Annotated in this window: 14 protein-coding genes; 11 read left to right on the forward strand and 3 right to left on the reverse strand. The window is 51.0% G+C overall.

Annotation, left to right across the window (positions count from 1 at the left end):
• Positions 1-93 precede the first annotated feature (93 nt).
• From OCU43_RS02965 to OCU43_RS02975, 3 genes are all read left to right on the forward strand, one after another.
• Positions 94-333, forward strand: a complete 240-nt coding sequence (locus OCU43_RS02965; RefSeq protein WP_091360506.1) for an OadG family protein — start codon at positions 94-96, stop codon at positions 331-333.
• A gap of 61 nt (positions 334-394) precedes the next feature.
• Complete coding sequence (gene oadA / locus OCU43_RS02970) at positions 395-2170, forward strand: sodium-extruding oxaloacetate decarboxylase subunit alpha (protein ID WP_091360504.1); 1776 nt, start codon at positions 395-397, stop codon at positions 2168-2170.
• A gap of 12 nt (positions 2171-2182) precedes the next feature.
• The gene (locus OCU43_RS02975) at positions 2183-3484 is read left to right on the forward strand and encodes a sodium ion-translocating decarboxylase subunit beta (RefSeq protein WP_091360502.1); all 1302 of its coding nucleotides are present in this window, start codon (positions 2183-2185) and stop codon (positions 3482-3484) included.
• A 115-nt stretch (positions 3485-3599) separates the two neighbouring features.
• Here the strand turns inward: OCU43_RS02975 and OCU43_RS02980 are convergent, their stop codons facing one another.
• Positions 3600-4523, reverse strand: coding sequence for a histone deacetylase family protein (locus tag OCU43_RS02980; protein WP_091360500.1), 924 nt, complete (start codon positions 4521-4523; stop codon positions 3600-3602).
• A 324-nt stretch (positions 4524-4847) separates the two neighbouring features.
• Between OCU43_RS02980 and OCU43_RS02985 the strand changes: the two genes are divergently transcribed.
• Entirely contained in the window at positions 4848-6488 is a 1641-nt protein-coding gene (locus OCU43_RS02985; RefSeq protein WP_091360499.1) for a response regulator, read from the forward strand.
• Between the two features lie 24 nt (positions 6489-6512).
• Here the strand turns inward: OCU43_RS02985 and OCU43_RS02990 are convergent, their stop codons facing one another.
• Complete coding sequence (locus tag OCU43_RS02990) at positions 6513-6815, reverse strand: hypothetical protein (protein ID WP_091360497.1); 303 nt, start codon at positions 6813-6815, stop codon at positions 6513-6515.
• A gap of 64 nt (positions 6816-6879) precedes the next feature.
• Entirely contained in the window at positions 6880-8571 is a 1692-nt protein-coding gene (locus tag OCU43_RS02995) for a sigma-54-dependent Fis family transcriptional regulator (protein ID WP_091360495.1), read from the reverse strand.
• A 329-nt stretch (positions 8572-8900) separates the two neighbouring features.
• On the opposite strand from OCU43_RS02995, the gene OCU43_RS03000 reads away from it, so the two are divergent.
• From OCU43_RS03000 to OCU43_RS03030, 7 genes are all read left to right on the forward strand, one after another.
• Complete coding sequence (locus tag OCU43_RS03000) at positions 8901-9830, forward strand: catechol 2,3-dioxygenase (RefSeq protein ID WP_261832966.1); 930 nt, start codon at positions 8901-8903, stop codon at positions 9828-9830.
• A gap of 66 nt (positions 9831-9896) precedes the next feature.
• The gene (locus OCU43_RS03005; RefSeq protein ID WP_261832967.1) at positions 9897-10187 is read left to right on the forward strand and encodes a phenol hydroxylase subunit; all 291 of its coding nucleotides are present in this window, start codon (positions 9897-9899) and stop codon (positions 10185-10187) included.
• 61 nt (positions 10188-10248) lie between these two features.
• On the forward strand, positions 10249-11229 hold the full coding sequence (locus OCU43_RS03010) for an aromatic/alkene monooxygenase hydroxylase subunit beta (protein ID WP_261832968.1): 981 nt from the start codon (positions 10249-10251) through the stop codon (positions 11227-11229).
• Between the two features lie 35 nt (positions 11230-11264).
• Complete coding sequence (locus tag OCU43_RS03015; protein WP_205211162.1) at positions 11265-11534, forward strand: MmoB/DmpM family protein; 270 nt, start codon at positions 11265-11267, stop codon at positions 11532-11534.
• A gap of 11 nt (positions 11535-11545) precedes the next feature.
• Positions 11546-13048: an aromatic/alkene/methane monooxygenase hydroxylase/oxygenase subunit alpha gene (locus OCU43_RS03020; RefSeq protein ID WP_261832969.1), complete on the forward strand. Its 1503-nt coding sequence runs from the start codon at positions 11546-11548 to the stop codon at positions 13046-13048.
• A 68-nt stretch (positions 13049-13116) separates the two neighbouring features.
• Entirely contained in the window at positions 13117-13479 is a 363-nt protein-coding gene (locus tag OCU43_RS03025; protein ID WP_261832970.1) for a phenol hydroxylase subunit P4, read from the forward strand.
• 73 nt (positions 13480-13552) lie between these two features.
• Positions 13553-14614, forward strand: coding sequence for an NADH:ubiquinone reductase (Na(+)-transporting) subunit F (locus OCU43_RS03030; RefSeq protein ID WP_261832971.1), 1062 nt, complete (start codon positions 13553-13555; stop codon positions 14612-14614).
• Positions 14615-14763: the final 149 nt, after the last annotated feature.

Here is a 14763-nt window from a genome sequence, read left to right on the forward strand (position 1 = left end):
GTTGCAGCCGGAATCGACCTTTCGGGGGAGAAACTGCGGCCACAAGCCGGCAACAGACTTATGGGTTTCGTACAAAGAAGGAGCACCCGTTAGATGGATAATCTAATGTCAGAAGGCCTCAGTTTAATGGTCTTTGGTATGGGATTCGTTTTCGTATTCCTGACCCTGTTGGTTTTTGCTACCGGCATTATGTCGAAGCTGATTGCGAAGGTGGCCCCCGAGGCACCGGTGCCAGCCAAGTCAGCGCCAGTCGTTGCTGTTGCAGCGCCTGCTGGCGATGATGAACTGGTTGCAGTGATGACTGCCGCAGTACATCAGTTCCGAAAGGACTGACCCGGTAGCTGAATTCAAGAATAAACATTAAAGAGCATTAATCGACAAAAGGCCTATACCCATGTCTGATAAAAAACCTCTTGGCATTACCGATGTCGTATTACGGGACGCGCATCAGTCGCTGTTTGCTACCCGTATGCGCATCGACGATATGCTGCCAATCGCTGAGAAACTGGATAAAGTCGGTTTCTGGTCCCTGGAAAGCTGGGGCGGAGCGACGTTTGACTCATGTATCCGCTATATTGGCGAAGATCCATGGGACCGTATCCGTGAACTGAAAAAAGCGATGCCTAACACCAAGCAGCAGATGTTGCTGCGAGGCCAGAACCTGCTGGGCTACCGTCACTATGCTGATGATGTGGTTAGCAAGTTTGTTGAGCGAGCCGCGACCAACGGTGTTGATGTTTTCCGTATTTTTGATGCGATGAATGATCCCCGTAACCTGGAAACTGCGATCAAAGCGGTTAAAGCGACCGGTAAGCATGCACAGGGCACCATCTCGTTTACCAAGAGTGTGGTACACACCAACGATATGTGGGTTGAGTACGCCAAGACACTGGAAGATATGGGGGCAGAATCGATCGCGATTAAGGATATGTCCGGTATCCTGACGCCTTACGATGCCTTTGATCTGGTTTCCCGTCTGAAAGCTCAGACTGATCTGGAGGTGCAACTGCACGCTCACGCAACGTCAGGGCTGTCTGATATGACCATCCTGAAAGCGGTTGAAGCGGGCATTGACCGTGTTGATACCGCTATCTCCTCTATGTCCATGACTTACGGTCACACGGCGACAGAATCTGTCGTTGCTGCTCTGGCGGGCACTGACCGTGATACCGGTCTGGATCTGTTGCAACTGGAGGAGATTGCAGCTTACTTCCGTGAAGTGCGGAAGAAGTATGCCCGTTTTGAAGGCTCACTACGTGGTACTGATTCCCGTATTCTGGTAGCCCAGGTTCCGGGCGGTATGCTGACCAACATGGAAAGCCAGCTGCGTGAGCAGGGTGCTGCCGATAAGTTTGATGAAGTGCTGGCTGAGATTCCACGGGTACGTGAAGACCTGGGTCTGATACCGCTGGTGACTCCAACCTCACAGATTGTTGGTACGCAGGCTGTTATCAACGTCCTGATGGGCGAACGCTACAAGACAATCTCTAAAGAGGTTCAGGGTGTTCTGAAAGGTGAGTATGGCGCAGCTCCTGCACCTTATAACGCTGACCTCCAGGCACGGGTGCTGGATGGCGGTGAAGCAATTACCTGTCGCCCTGCTGATCTGCTTCAACCAGAGATGGAAAAGCTGATTGGCGAACTGAAAGCTCTGGCTGCAGAAAAAGGCATCAGCCTGGCGGCTGGTGAGAACGAGATTGATGATGTTCTGACCTACGCGCTGTTCCCTCAGATCGGTCTGAAATTCCTTGAAAATCGCGGTAACCCTGACGCATTTGAACCCGCACCTACATTAGAGGACGCCCAAGCAATGGCTGCACCTAAGAATACTGGTCCACAGACTTACACTATCAATGTTAACGGTCATAACTACGTTGTTCAGGTTTCAGAGGGTGGTGAAATCACTGCGGCTGCTCCCGCAGCAGCGCCAGCGGCTGCACCTGCTGCATCCGGTCCTGCTGAGTCTGTTCCAGCTCCGCTGGCAGGTAACATCTGGAAAGTTGTTGTATCGGCAGGCCAGACTGTTCAGGAAGGTGACGTTCTGGTTATTCTGGAAGCGATGAAGATGGAAACAGAGATCCGTGCGGCTCGTGCCGGTACTGTTTCCAGCATCGATGTTAAAGAAGGTGATACAGTTCAGGTTGGTGACAGCCTGCTGACTCTGGCGTAAGGGCAGATCTAAATGGATAAGCTAATGGACCTCTGGCACGCGTCAGGGGTATACAATATCACGGGTGGGCAGGCCTTTATGATCCTGATTGGCCTCCTGCTTCTGTTTCTTGCTATTCGTAAGAACTTTGAGCCCCTGCTGCTGGTGCCGATCGGTTTTGGTGGCATTCTCGCCAACATCCCTGAAGCAGGCCTGGCGATGTCAGCCGTTGAAAACGCCATCCATCTGGGCGGCCCTGAGATGCTCAGCAATCTGGCTGCAGCGCTGCATATCAGCAGCACTGAGCCTGAGGCACTGAAGCATGCCTATCATCTGGCTGACAGCGCGTCCCATACGGCTGCTGTTTATGCTGCCAATGATCATGGCTTTAACAACGGTATGTTGTATAACTTCTATCTCGTTGCGATTGCCTCCGGTGCTGCGCCGTTGATCATCTTCATGGGGGTTGGCGCGATGACTGATTTCGGTCCGCTGCTGGCAAACCCTAAAACCCTGTTCCTGGGGGCTGCAGCTCAGTTTGGTATCTTTGCTACCATTATGGGCGCAGTGGGTCTGACGACTCTGGGACTGATGGACTTTACTATTCAGGATGCCGCAGCTATTGGTATCATTGGTGGTGCTGATGGCCCCACGGCGATCTATGTCGCCTCACTGCTGGCTCCGGACCTCTTAGGTGCGATTGCGGTGGCTGCATACTCCTATATGGCACTGGTACCTCTGATTCAGCCGCCGATTATGCGGGCGCTGACGACCGAAGCTGAACGTAAGATCTCTATGGTTCAGTTGCGTCATGTACCGAAGACCGAAAAGATCATGTTCCCGATCGTGTTGCTGATTCTGGTGGCCTTGCTGCTACCTGATGCCGCACCACTGCTGGGTATGTTCTGTTTCGGTAACCTGATGCGTGAGTGTGGTGTTGTTGACCGCCTGAGTGATACTGCTCAGAATGCGCTGATCAACATCGTTACCATCTTCCTTGGCCTGTCTGTTGGATCTAAATTGTCGGCAGATAAGTTCCTGGATATTCAGACGCTGGGAATTCTGGTGCTGGGCGTAATCGCATTTGGTATCGGTACTGCCTGTGGTGTACTGATGGCTAAGGTTATGAATAAGATGGCGGGTGGTAATGCAATCAACCCGCTGATCGGTTCAGCCGGTGTGTCCGCTGTACCAATGGCAGCCCGGGTATCCAATAAGCTGGGTCTGGAGTCAAACTCCCAGAACTTCCTGCTGATGCATGCCATGGGGCCCAACGTAGCCGGTGTAATCGGCTCCGCGGTTGCTGCCGGTGTGATGATCAAGTTCGTTGGTTAAATCTACGATGTTAAAAAAAACCGCCTTCGGGCGGTTTTTTTGTTTTCGCTTTTTCTGGCAAGTCACGAAGGGACGTCTCGCCACTAGCAAGTCGCGCTGCGACGTTCTGCTTTTATTAATACCCCGCCATCACTTCCAGGTGAGCCTGTACACTGAATGCTAAAGACACTGGATTATAACCGCCTTCCAGTACAGAAACGATGCGACCGCCGCAGGTGGTGCGAGCCGCGTCCATCAGTAGCTGGGTTGCCCAGCGGTAATCTTCTTCTGTGAGATTCAGGTCGGCCATAGGGTCTTCGTGGTGCGCGTCAAAACCCGCCGAGATAAAGATAATATCGGGTTTATGATTCTGGATGGCAGGTAACCAGCGTTTTTCTAATTGCTCCCGGAAGACAGACGCGCGGGTGTGGGCTTCAATCGGGCAGTTGACAATATTATCCCGCTGAATATCACTGTAGCGTTCCGGGTAATAGGGGTGTTGAAAGGTTGAACACACCAATACCTCGGGCTTGTCTTTAAAGATATCGACTGTGCCATTACAGTGATGTACGTCAAAATCAACAATGGCTACCCGGTCAACTGCAGGTTGTTGCAACGCATGCATAGCACCAATGGCGACGTTATTAAAAAAACAGAACCCCATTGCAGCATTATGTTCAGCATGGTGGCCTGGGGGGCGCACAGCGCAAAACGCGTTACTGACTTTCTCTGCTAACACCTGATTGGTCGCCAGAATAGCAGAGCCTGCAGCAAGGCTGGCGGCATGGAGTGAATCAGGACAGAGAGCAGTATCCTCATCGGCATAGAAAACTCCTTCTTCCGGAAGCTTCATTTCCAGTCGCTTTTGATGCAGATTAGCGTGAGCCAGCTGGACCTGCTCAGGGGTGACGTGCACCGACTCCATCTGTTTAAGATGCTCAATCAGTCCTGTTTTTTGCAGCACTTTCTGAATTGCCAGAAGTCGGATCGGGCTTTCGGGATGTTCCGGCCCCATATTGTGCAGGGTGCAGTCGTGATGAGTAATAAATGCGGTAGTCATAGCAGATCTGATTCTTTTATTTGTAATTAAGTCTACTGGAATATCATTGCGGCAGCGCTTAGTCAAAAGTTGTAGGGATTAACCGTTTAGCAAAACAGCTTAATAGTGAGACTGTTGACATGGATCATTATCTATTTTGTCAGATGACTATACTATGGTTCTCACAGCATAGAACTGTATTTAGCACCGGGCGTTTCACCCTACATCCGGTGCTTTTTTTTGCCTGAAAAAAACTGATCCCCTTTTTGAGATGTTTTTTCTTTCTCCCCGGAGGTGTGGCTCTTATACTTGATTGAACTGAGTTATTGAGAATAAGGCTGGCCTGTGACCGTTGTGCGCAACAATCCCGTTGATATACAGATCGATTATTCAGACAAGCATGTTCTGTTAATCGACAGCAGTGGGAATATGCGCGCTACTATCTATTACATGCTGCGGGAGCTAGGCATCAGCAATGTTAAAGCCGTCACAATCAATGACAAGGTTATCCCGTTAATCGCACAAAACGATTTTGATGTCATCCTGTTAGGACATAATGCCAGTGACAGCGTTACCGGGATTCAGATTCTTGAGGAGGCCCGCTTCCGAGGCTATATCAAACCCAGTGCTGCCTGGATCTGTATGACCAGTGATTCCTCGCAAGAAGTGATTCTGCATGCCATTGATAGTCAGCCGGATGATCTGATATCAAAGCCCTTTTCTATTGAAGAGCTGAAATATCGTCTCGACCATATCATCCGGCGCAAGCTGGCACTGCGTCCGGTAGATCTGGCGATAGAGTCTGGTGCGTATTATCAGGCGTTACAAATCTGTGAGGCTCTGATCGATCGTCAGCATCCGGAATATACTCATCTGCAAAAAGTCAGAGGAACGTTGCTGCTGGACCTGGGTGAGTATGATAAAGCCCGTGAGCTGCTGGATGGAATCTATTGGGAAACCCGGGATAAGGAGGCGGGCCTCTACCTTTGCCGGGCATATGTCGGTCTGGACGATCTGGCGGCAGCAGAGCAGCTGCTGCAGGAGCTGATTTCTGATAATCCACTGCTGATCGCTGCGTATGATCTGTTGGCAAAAGTGCATGAACAGATGGGGGATCTTATCCAGGCCCGGGAAACCCTGAAGGAGGCAACTACCCGGGCACCTCTGGGTATACCGCGGCAGATGGAGCTGGGACGTGTCGCGGTGCAGACACAGGAGATGGATCTGGCAAAAGGAGCATACCGACGCTCAATCGCCCTCGGTAAGCACAGCTGTTATCACTCGGCAGAGCCCTATCTTAAACTGGCAAATCTGCGGCGGATGGAGGTTAAAGCCAGTGACAATGTGACCCGGGAGCAGATAGAGCGCGAGATAGATGGTTTGCTGGTCAGTGCCCGGAAACAGTTTTCATCAGACCGCGCAGCTGAAGTCCGTGCTTTTCTTATCCGCAGCCAATTAGCTGAAGATCTGGGTGAAAACAGTGATAAGGAACGTTTTCTCAGAGATGCTAAGCTGGTCAACCGGGAGTTGGAGAGCCCGCTTGATATCGATCGTGAGCTGCTGGTGATGTCCGGTGAAGCCTTGCCTGTGCTGGAAAAATCTCAGCAGGTGTCTGCAAATAAAGAAAGAGAGACTAAGGCTAAGCAGCTTAATCCGGATATGAGTGATAAGGCTAACCGGTTGGGAATCAAACACTATCTCTCGGGCAAATTCGGTCTGGCGATTAAGTCTTTCGGTGCCGCCGTCGATTTTGATTTTAATAACCAGTCTGCAGTGCTTAATCTCGCCCAGCTGTTTCTCGAAACCGCCCGCGATGACAAAGAGCGTCGTGAAGGTCGCTTAAAAATGGTTGATCGCTATCTGAATCTGGTCGAGCGGGCATCACTGAAGCCGGAATTAAATAATAAAAAGCTGCTATTGAAACGATATCGCTCAATGCCGCTGGATGAGTTGCCGCCATCCTCACTGGGGCCTTTATTGAAGTAAAGGGCGTTACGGTGGCTGCATCCTTCAGAAACGCAGAGACATTGCTGGTTGTTCTCCTGCACGGGTATAGTCTGCTCCCGCTTCATCGTGAGTCATTGTCTGAACCAGCTCAGCCTGATGGATGCCGGCATCTCTACAGATGTTGTAGGCCTGCTCCAGGCACTTACAGGTGACAACGTCTCCACCCCGGCGCAGAAGTTCTCTGTGCACAGCTTTATCTTTGATGTAAGACAGTTCGATAACAATGGGACTGCAGCCTGATTCAATAAATTTAACAGCGGTAATTAGTTTCGATTGGGCGTACGTTTGCATCTGAGAGATCTGCATAAGAGGCTCCTTTTTTAGACGCTGTACGCACCCGGTATCGGGCTGGATCAGTCAGATAACAATTTCACTTCAGTCGTTCTGAGTCGCTATTTTTTTGAGTAGAGGATTGTTCCTCAAGACACTTTATTTTATAGGTAATCTGGCGTCGGGAGATCCCCAGCAGTCTGGCTGCCTGAGTCATATTACCTTTGGTTTTTTCCATGGCTGCTTTAATCAGTCGCCCTTCAAACTCCTTCAACGGCAGGTTTTCTTCGAGTAAATGTTCATAGATATCCCCCGCCGGGGATACTTGATATTCGGTTGGCAGTGCTTCAGTCCGTTGCGAATTCGATCCGGTAACCACGTGCTGACGTTCAATTGTCCCGTGATCAGGTGCCAGCAGAACCGCTCTTTCAATAATATTCTGTAGTTCGCGGATATTGCCCGGCCAGTCATAGTCCATTAGTGCCTGCAAGGCAGACTCGCTGATCGCTTCAATTGATTTGCTATACAACGGGGCATATTTTCCAACCATGGAACGGGCTAATAGCGGAATGTCTGACTTTCTCGATCTGAGCGGTGGAATCTCTACCGGGTAGGTGGCAATCCGATAATAGAGATCTGAACGGAAGCGTCCCTGATCAATCGCTTCGTGCAGGTTCATATTAGTCGCAGCAATCAGCCTGACATCCACTTTAATGGTTTTGTTATCACCCAGACGTTCCAGTTCACCAGACTGCAGCACCCTTAACAGTTTAACCTGAGCAGACAGAGAGAGTTCGCCCAGCTCATCAAGAAACAGTGTGCCGCCATTTGCTGATTCGAAGCGACCGGGCCGGGAAGCATTGGCGCCGGTATAGGCGCCACTTTTTACCCCAAAAAGTTCGGCTTCGATCAGGTCATTTGGGATTGCACCGCAGTTGATAGCGATAAACGCTTTGTCTGATCGCCCACTGTTCTGATGCAGCCAGCGGGCAAACAGCTCTTTACCCACTCCGGTTTCACCCAGTAGAAGGACGTTGATCGGACTGTTGGCGGCTTGATTTAGCAGAGTAAACGCTTTGACAAACTCAGGTGACTGGCCAATTAGCTCACCCTGTTCGGGTTGTTTGGCTGATGGAGCCCCCCTTAGTGAGTTCAGTTCTGACTCGATTGAGCGAAACTGCTGTTTCACCGGGTCCTGCTTAAAGTAATCGATATAATCGTCGTCTCCCCAGGCTTCGACCGGTTTGCCAACGAGTACGCATTTGCTATCGCCTTTGGCGACACACTCTACCTCTTTAAAAACGATATAGCGTTTGAAGAACATTGAAGAGTAGCCGGAGGCATAGCCGACCAGAATCCAGCAAACGGGATCATGGGTTCGACCCGAGGTCTCCAGCTGTATGGCTGCTTCGATAGAGTTCAGACAGTGCACTTTGCCGTAGAAGCTACCTTTTTCCCAGTCTACCTCCGATTCGGTGATAGTCGATTTAACAAACCCTTCCAGGCCGTGCAGCGCAGGGCCGATATCGAACACATCGTAGTTGTCATCGGTACCATACAGCTTTAGCGCCAATTCAGCGTCCTGTTGCCCTGCAGTGAATCCCATGCGAACCAGAATGCTCTGTGCCTGTTTGGGATCGAGGCTATCGAACAGGCTTTTACGGATCTCCTCAAGCACCTGACTATGAAATAGTAGCATACGATTCTTATCCAGCCATATCTGGCCATCATCGCTTTCAAACCGCAGCTTTTCATGGATTTTAAAGTGTTCTAACAGCTCTTGATTTTGCATTTTGTTGTTATTTTTTTGTCGTTTGGGATGCTTTATCTAACAGGTTAACCATCATGAACGGAGTTCGTCTAGTGGTTTTTTGGTTAAAGCCGCTTTTCCAGTTGCGACTTTTTTGTCCGTTCAAAAATGTACGATTTATATTTTATGTTCATAAATGAACGTTGCTCGTAGGTCATTATGTACATTTATGAACAGTATGTTATTGCTTAAAATTATCTTGCCTGAAATAACCTATTGTTTTTTAAGTGAAAAAATTAGAGTGGTCTGAAGTGTGCTGTATACACCTTACGGAACATCAAAATAATAAATTTAAAAACAGGAGTTTTGTTATGGCAATGACCGGTGTATTGAGACCTGGACATGTCCAGATCCGGGTGTTTGATCTGGAAGAGAGTGCGCGCTTCTATCGTGATGTAATGGGGCTGGTTGAAACCGGTCGTGATGATCAGGGTCGGGTGTATTTCAAGTGTTGGGATGAACGGGATCATAACAGTTACATCATCCGTCAGGCTGAAGAAGCAGGAATAGATTTCTTCGGTTTTAAAGTGCTCAATGCCGCAACGCTGGATAAGCTGGAAGCGGATCTGAATGAATATGGTATTGCAACCACCCGTATGCCTGCCGGGGATATGCTGGAAACCGGTGAGCGGGTTCGCTTTACTTTGCCAACCGGTCATGTGATGGAGCTGTATGCTGAGAAGAGCGCCGTCGGTAATGGCCTGACCAATGCCAATCCGGGGCCCTGGAATGAGGCCAGTGAACATGGTATTGCGCCGGTTCGACTGGACCACATGTTGTTGTACGGACCGAATGTGGCCGCTAACAAAAAGATCTTCGAAGAGATTCTGGGTTTCTTCCTGGTAGAGCGGGTATTGGCTGAGGATGGTGAGTTTGAAGCCGCGCTGTGGCTGTCCTGTTCCCACAAAGTCCACGATATCGCTTTTGTTGAACACCCGGAGCCTGGCAAGTTGCACCACTGTTCGTTTCTGATGGAGAGCTGGGAGAAAGTGCTGCGTGCCGGTGATATTATGTCGATGAATGAGGTGTCCGTGGATATTGGCCCAACTCGTCATGGCATTACCCGCGGCTGCACTATCTATGCCTGGGACCCTTCCGGTAACCGCTTTGAAACCTTTATGGGTGGTTATCAGCCCTATCCTGATTACGAAACCATCACCTGGGACTGGGACCACTTCCCTCAGGGGCTGGATTATCCCCAACGCAAACTGCATGAGTCTTTTCTGACCATCGTCACCTGATTTAACTATTCAGAGACTGCAGAGTGTCTTTGAGGCATCTCTGCGGCCTTGTAGTGGAGCTATTCCATGACCGGAAAAAACATGTTCACAGCCGACGCAGATGCGGTCGGACTGGATCGTTATATCAAATATATCCGCGTACGCAGTGATAAAAATGCTCGTTTTGTCGAGTTTGATTTTGCTATTGGAGACCCCTCTCTGTTTGTCGAACTGATTATGCCTCAAGGTGCCTTTAAACATTTCTGTACCACCAACGATGTGGTCTTTATGACCCGGGAACAGCAGGAAAATGTCGATGCCGAGATGGAAAAATGGCGCTACGGAGAGGACACGCTGATGGCGAACAACCATAGCTGAGCCTTGCGGCAACACTGCACTTATTCAATAAAAACAATGAACCCAAGATGGGATAACGCAGATGACTATAGAAATAAAAACAGCCATGCTGGAACCGGTGCGCAACACCTTTGCGCACATTGAACGCCGTTTTGGTGATAAACCGGCGACCCGTTACCAGGAAGCCACCTATGATGTGGCTTCCGAGATTAACTTTCACTACAAGCCGCTGTGGCAACCTGAGTTTGAACTCAACGATAAAGGCCGTACCGCTATCGTGATGCAAGACTGGTACGCCTTCAAAGACCCCCGTCAGTTTTATTACGGCACCTATGTGCAGATGCGCGCCAAACAGCAGGAGGTGGCTGAGAGTAACTACAGCTTCTTCGAAAAACGCGATCTGGCCCGACTGATTCCGGATGAGATTCAACAGAAAGTGATCCGTCTGCTGCTGCCGCTACGCCATGTCGAGCAGGCTGCCAACCTGAATAATATGTATGGCAGTTCGCTGGGCTATGGCACCGCTATCACCCAGGCCCTGCTGTTTAACGGTATGGATCGTCTGGGCAACGCTCAGTATCTGTCCCGTATCGGTCTGATTCTCGATGGCAACTCCGGTGATGCCCTGGCCGAGGCGAAACGCTACTGGATGGACGATGCGGTGTGGCAGGGCGTACGTGCTTACTGCGAGGCCAATATCTGTGTTGAAGACTGGTTTGAGTCTGTTGTTGCTCAGGACGTGGTGCTGGATGGCCTGATCTATGAACTGGTTTATCTGCAGTTCGATCAGTGGCTGGCAGATAACGGCGGTCAGGATATCAGTATGCTCACCGAGTTTATTCAGAACTGGAACAAAGACACCAATCGCTGGGTGGATGCGGTGATGAAGATCGCGGCTGCGGAATCCGATACCAATCAGCAGCAGCTGAGTCAGTGGCTTGAGCACTGGAAGGGGAAAGCCCTTGAGGCGCTGGCGCCGCTGGCGGCTGAGATGATCGGTCCGGAAGCGCTGGCGATCGCCGAAGATGCCTGGGGTAAACGTCTGGCAAAAGCCGGACTGTAATAACACCACGAATAAAAACAATAAGGTTTCTAACCATGTCAAAAGTTTATATCGCACTGCAGGACAATGATGAGTCCCGCTATATCGTCGAAGCCATCGAAGAGAGTAACCCGGATGCCACGGTTATCCATCAACCCGCCATGATTCGCATCGAGCGGGAACACCGTCTGGTGATCGAGCGGGCGGTCGTGGAAGAGAAGATGGGCCGGGAGTGGGATGTGCAGGAACTGCACGTCAACCTGATCACCCTCGGCGGTAACGTAGATGAAGATGACGACCAGTTCGTCCTCGAGTGGAAACAGTAAGGGGTAACATCATGGCTGCTAAAAAACTCAATATCAAAGATAAGTATCGCCTGCTCACCCGTGACCTGGACTGGGAGTTCTCCTATGAAGACCGGCAACAGGCATTTCCCTACGAGGAATTTGAGGGGATTAAAATCACCGACTGGAATAAGTGGGAAGACCCGTTCCGTCTGACCATGGATTCCTACTGGAAATACCAGGCAGAGAAAGAGAAAAAACTCTATGCCATCTTCGATGCCTTCTCGCAGAACAATGGTCATCTGAACGTGGTCGACCCCCGCTATGTGAATGCGGTGAAGATCTTTCTGACGGGGGTTTCGCCACTGGAATATCAGGCGTATCAGGGGTTTGCCCATGTCGGTCGTCAGTTCGGCGGTGTCGGTGCCCGGGTGGCCTGTCAGATGCAGTCGCTGGATGAGCTGCGTCATGTACAGACGCAGATCCATGCGATGAGCCACTACAACAAGTTCTTCGATGGCTTCCAGGAGTTCAGCCATATGCATGACCGGGTGTGGTACCTCTCGGTACCCCGCTCATTCTTCTGCGATGCGCGAAGTGCTGGCCCATTCGAATTCATGATCGCCATCGGCTTCTCCTTTGAATATGTGCTGACCAATCTGCTGTTTGTACCCTTTATGTCCGGTGCTGCCTATAACGGCGATATGGCCACGGTGACCTTTGGTTTCTCCGCCCAGTCCGATGAAGCCCGTCATATGACCCTCGGTCTGGAAGTAATCAAGTTCCTGTTGGAGCAGCATGAGGACAATGTGCCGATTGTGCAGAAGTGGATCGACAAGTGGTTCTGGCGTGGCACCCGTCTGCTGACCATTGTGGCGATGATGATGGACTACATGCTGCCGAATAAAGTGATGTCCTGGAAAGAGGCCTGGGAGGTCTACTTCGAAGAGGCCGGTGGCGCGCTATTTAAGGATCTGGCCCGTTACGGCATCCGTATGCCGAAATACGCCGAGACCAGCGAGAAAGAGAAAGAGCATATCTCCCATCAGGCCTGGTGGACCTTCTATACCCACGGGCATGTTGCCGGGTTCCACACCTGGATACCTTCTGATGAGGAGCTGGACTGGCTGTCGGCGCAATACCCGGATACCTTCGATAAATACTATCGTCCGCTGTGGGAGCTGGCCAAAGAGATGGAAGCGAAAGGAGAGCGGTTCTACAACTCCGGTTTGCCGCAGCTGTGTCAGACCTGTCAGATCCCGATGCTGTTTACCGAGATGGATAACCCCAACCAAAATTCGATGCGTGATTACCTGTATCAGGGTGAACGTTATCACTTCTGCTCCGATGGTTGCTGCGACATCTTCAAAGAGGAACCGGAAAAGTATGTCCAGGCCTGGCTGCCGGTACATCAGATCTTCCAGGGTAACTGCGGCGGTCCCGATGTTGGCGATATTCTCAAGGATTACTACAAGATGAATGTCGGTCACGACAATATGGATATGAAAGGCTCCCCCGATGAAGCGCGCTGGAATAAGTGGAAAGGCGTCGCCTGAGTCTGGGTTACACGAGCAAGGGTGTGGCGACAGCGGCACCCATACAAGAATAATAAGAGGATATAAAAATGCCTGTATATGCACTAAATCCGGGTTACCAGGGCGAGCGGATGGATAGGGTGGAGAACTTCCACGGTAATCAGATTGTTTATCTCGGTTGGGATGAGCACCGCATGTTCTGCGCCGCCAAAGCGTTCCCGCTGCCACCTTCCATGCCCTTTGCGGCGCTGATTGACAACATTATGCCGGAAGCCTTTGGTCAGCATCCGGAGTTTAGTCAGATCAACTGGGACACCGCGGAATGGCTGCTGGACGGTGAACCGTTCAAGCCTCAGTTGGAGGTTGCTCTTGAAGATCAGGGGGTGGGGCATAAGTCGCTGATCCGCTTTAAGACCCCTGAGTTAACGGGGTATCAGGGTGCTGGCGTCTGATAACGCCAGTGATAATGGCAGGTTAGTCTCAAAGGGCTGGCCTGCAGCAAACTGACGCTATGGGTGAAAAGTTATGAGTTATGAAGTAACAGTCGAACCAACCGGCGATGTGATCGAGGTTGAAGAGGGGCAGACCATTCTGGATGCTGCCCTGCGTCAGGGGGTCTGGTTGCCGTTTGCCTGTGGGCACGGCACCTGCGCCACCTGTAAGGTGCAGGTGCTGGAAGGTGAAGGTGATCTGGGTAACGCCTCCCCCTTTGCACTGATGGATATGGAACGGGAGGAGGGCAAAGTGCTGGCCTGCTGCTGCACCCCGGAATCGGATATGGTGATCGAGGCGGATATCGATGTGGATGATGACTTTGCCGGTTATCCGGTGGAGGATTTTATCGGCACGGTCACCGAGATCAGAGATCTGTCACCGACGATTAAGGGGATATTGTTTGAGCTGGACAAGCCGATGGAGTTTCAGGCCGGTCAGTATATTAATCTGAAGCTGCCGGGCGTTGAGGGTAGCCGGGCGTTCTCTATCGCCAACAAACCCTCCGATGCCACCACACTGGAACTGCATGTCCGTCTGGTGCCGGGCGGGGCGGGCACCACCTACCTGCATCAGCAGCTGGAGGTGGGGGATACCCTGGATGTGAGTGGTCCCTATGGTCAGTTTTTTGTGCGTAAATCGGATCAGCAGGGCGCGATCTTTATCGCCGGTGGTTCGGGGCTATCCAGCCCGCAATCGATGATTCTGGATCTGCTGGAAGAGGGCGACAGCCGCCCGATCACCCTGTTGCAGGGCGCGCGCAATCTCTCTGAGTTGTATAACCGGCCGCTGTTTGAAAACCTCGACAGAGAATTTGACAACTTCACCTATGTGCCCGCGCTGAATGCGCCGGAGCCGGAGGATGACTGGCAGGGCTTTACCGGTTTTGTCCATGAAGCGGCCCAGGCGCAGTTCAATGGTCGGTTCGATGGCAATAAAGCGTATCTCTGCGGTCCGCCACCGATGATCGATGCGGCGATAACCACCCTGATGCAGGGACGGTTGTTTGAGCGGGATATCCATATGGAGCGCTTTGTCACCGCAGCCGATGGAGCTGAAGAGCAGAGCCGCTCGGCGCTATTTAAACGGATCTGATTAAATGTATCTGATTGAAATGGTTATGGTTTTTATGTTGGAGCAGATATGGGTCTGCTGTGTAGCTTGTAATACCTAAAAGGTATTCTATAGGGCATTAAACGGTATTAGACGGTATTTAATGACCCGCTTACACTGAAAGTACGGGA

The sequence above is a fragment of the Amphritea atlantica genome, from assembly GCF_024347255.1.
Lineage (GTDB): Bacteria > Pseudomonadota > Gammaproteobacteria > Pseudomonadales > Balneatricaceae > Amphritea > Amphritea atlantica.

Coding starts and splice junctions, on each gene's coding strand:
- OCU43_RS02975 (WP_091360502.1), top strand. CDS start 2,183: ATGGATAAGCTAATGGACCTCTGGCACGCGTCAGGGGTATACAATATC.
- OCU43_RS03010 (WP_261832968.1), top strand. CDS start 10,249: ATGACTATAGAAATAAAAACAGCCATGCTGGAACCGGTGCGCAACACC.
- OCU43_RS03030 (WP_261832971.1), top strand. CDS start 13,553: ATGAGTTATGAAGTAACAGTCGAACCAACCGGCGATGTGATCGAGGTT.
- OCU43_RS02980 (WP_091360500.1), bottom strand. CDS start 4,523: ATGACTACCGCATTTATTACTCATCACGACTGCACCCTGCACAATATG.
- OCU43_RS03000 (WP_261832966.1), top strand. CDS start 8,901: ATGGCAATGACCGGTGTATTGAGACCTGGACATGTCCAGATCCGGGTG.
- OCU43_RS03015 (WP_205211162.1), top strand. CDS start 11,265: ATGTCAAAAGTTTATATCGCACTGCAGGACAATGATGAGTCCCGCTAT.
- OCU43_RS03020 (WP_261832969.1), top strand. CDS start 11,546: ATGGCTGCTAAAAAACTCAATATCAAAGATAAGTATCGCCTGCTCACC.
- oadA (WP_091360504.1), top strand. CDS start 395: ATGTCTGATAAAAAACCTCTTGGCATTACCGATGTCGTATTACGGGAC.
- OCU43_RS03025 (WP_261832970.1), top strand. CDS start 13,117: ATGCCTGTATATGCACTAAATCCGGGTTACCAGGGCGAGCGGATGGAT.
- OCU43_RS02995 (WP_091360495.1), bottom strand. CDS start 8,571: ATGCAAAATCAAGAGCTGTTAGAACACTTTAAAATCCATGAAAAGCTG.
- OCU43_RS03005 (WP_261832967.1), top strand. CDS start 9,897: ATGACCGGAAAAAACATGTTCACAGCCGACGCAGATGCGGTCGGACTG.
- OCU43_RS02990 (WP_091360497.1), bottom strand. CDS start 6,815: ATGCAGATCTCTCAGATGCAAACGTACGCCCAATCGAAACTAATTACC.
- OCU43_RS02965 (WP_091360506.1), top strand. CDS start 94: ATGGATAATCTAATGTCAGAAGGCCTCAGTTTAATGGTCTTTGGTATG.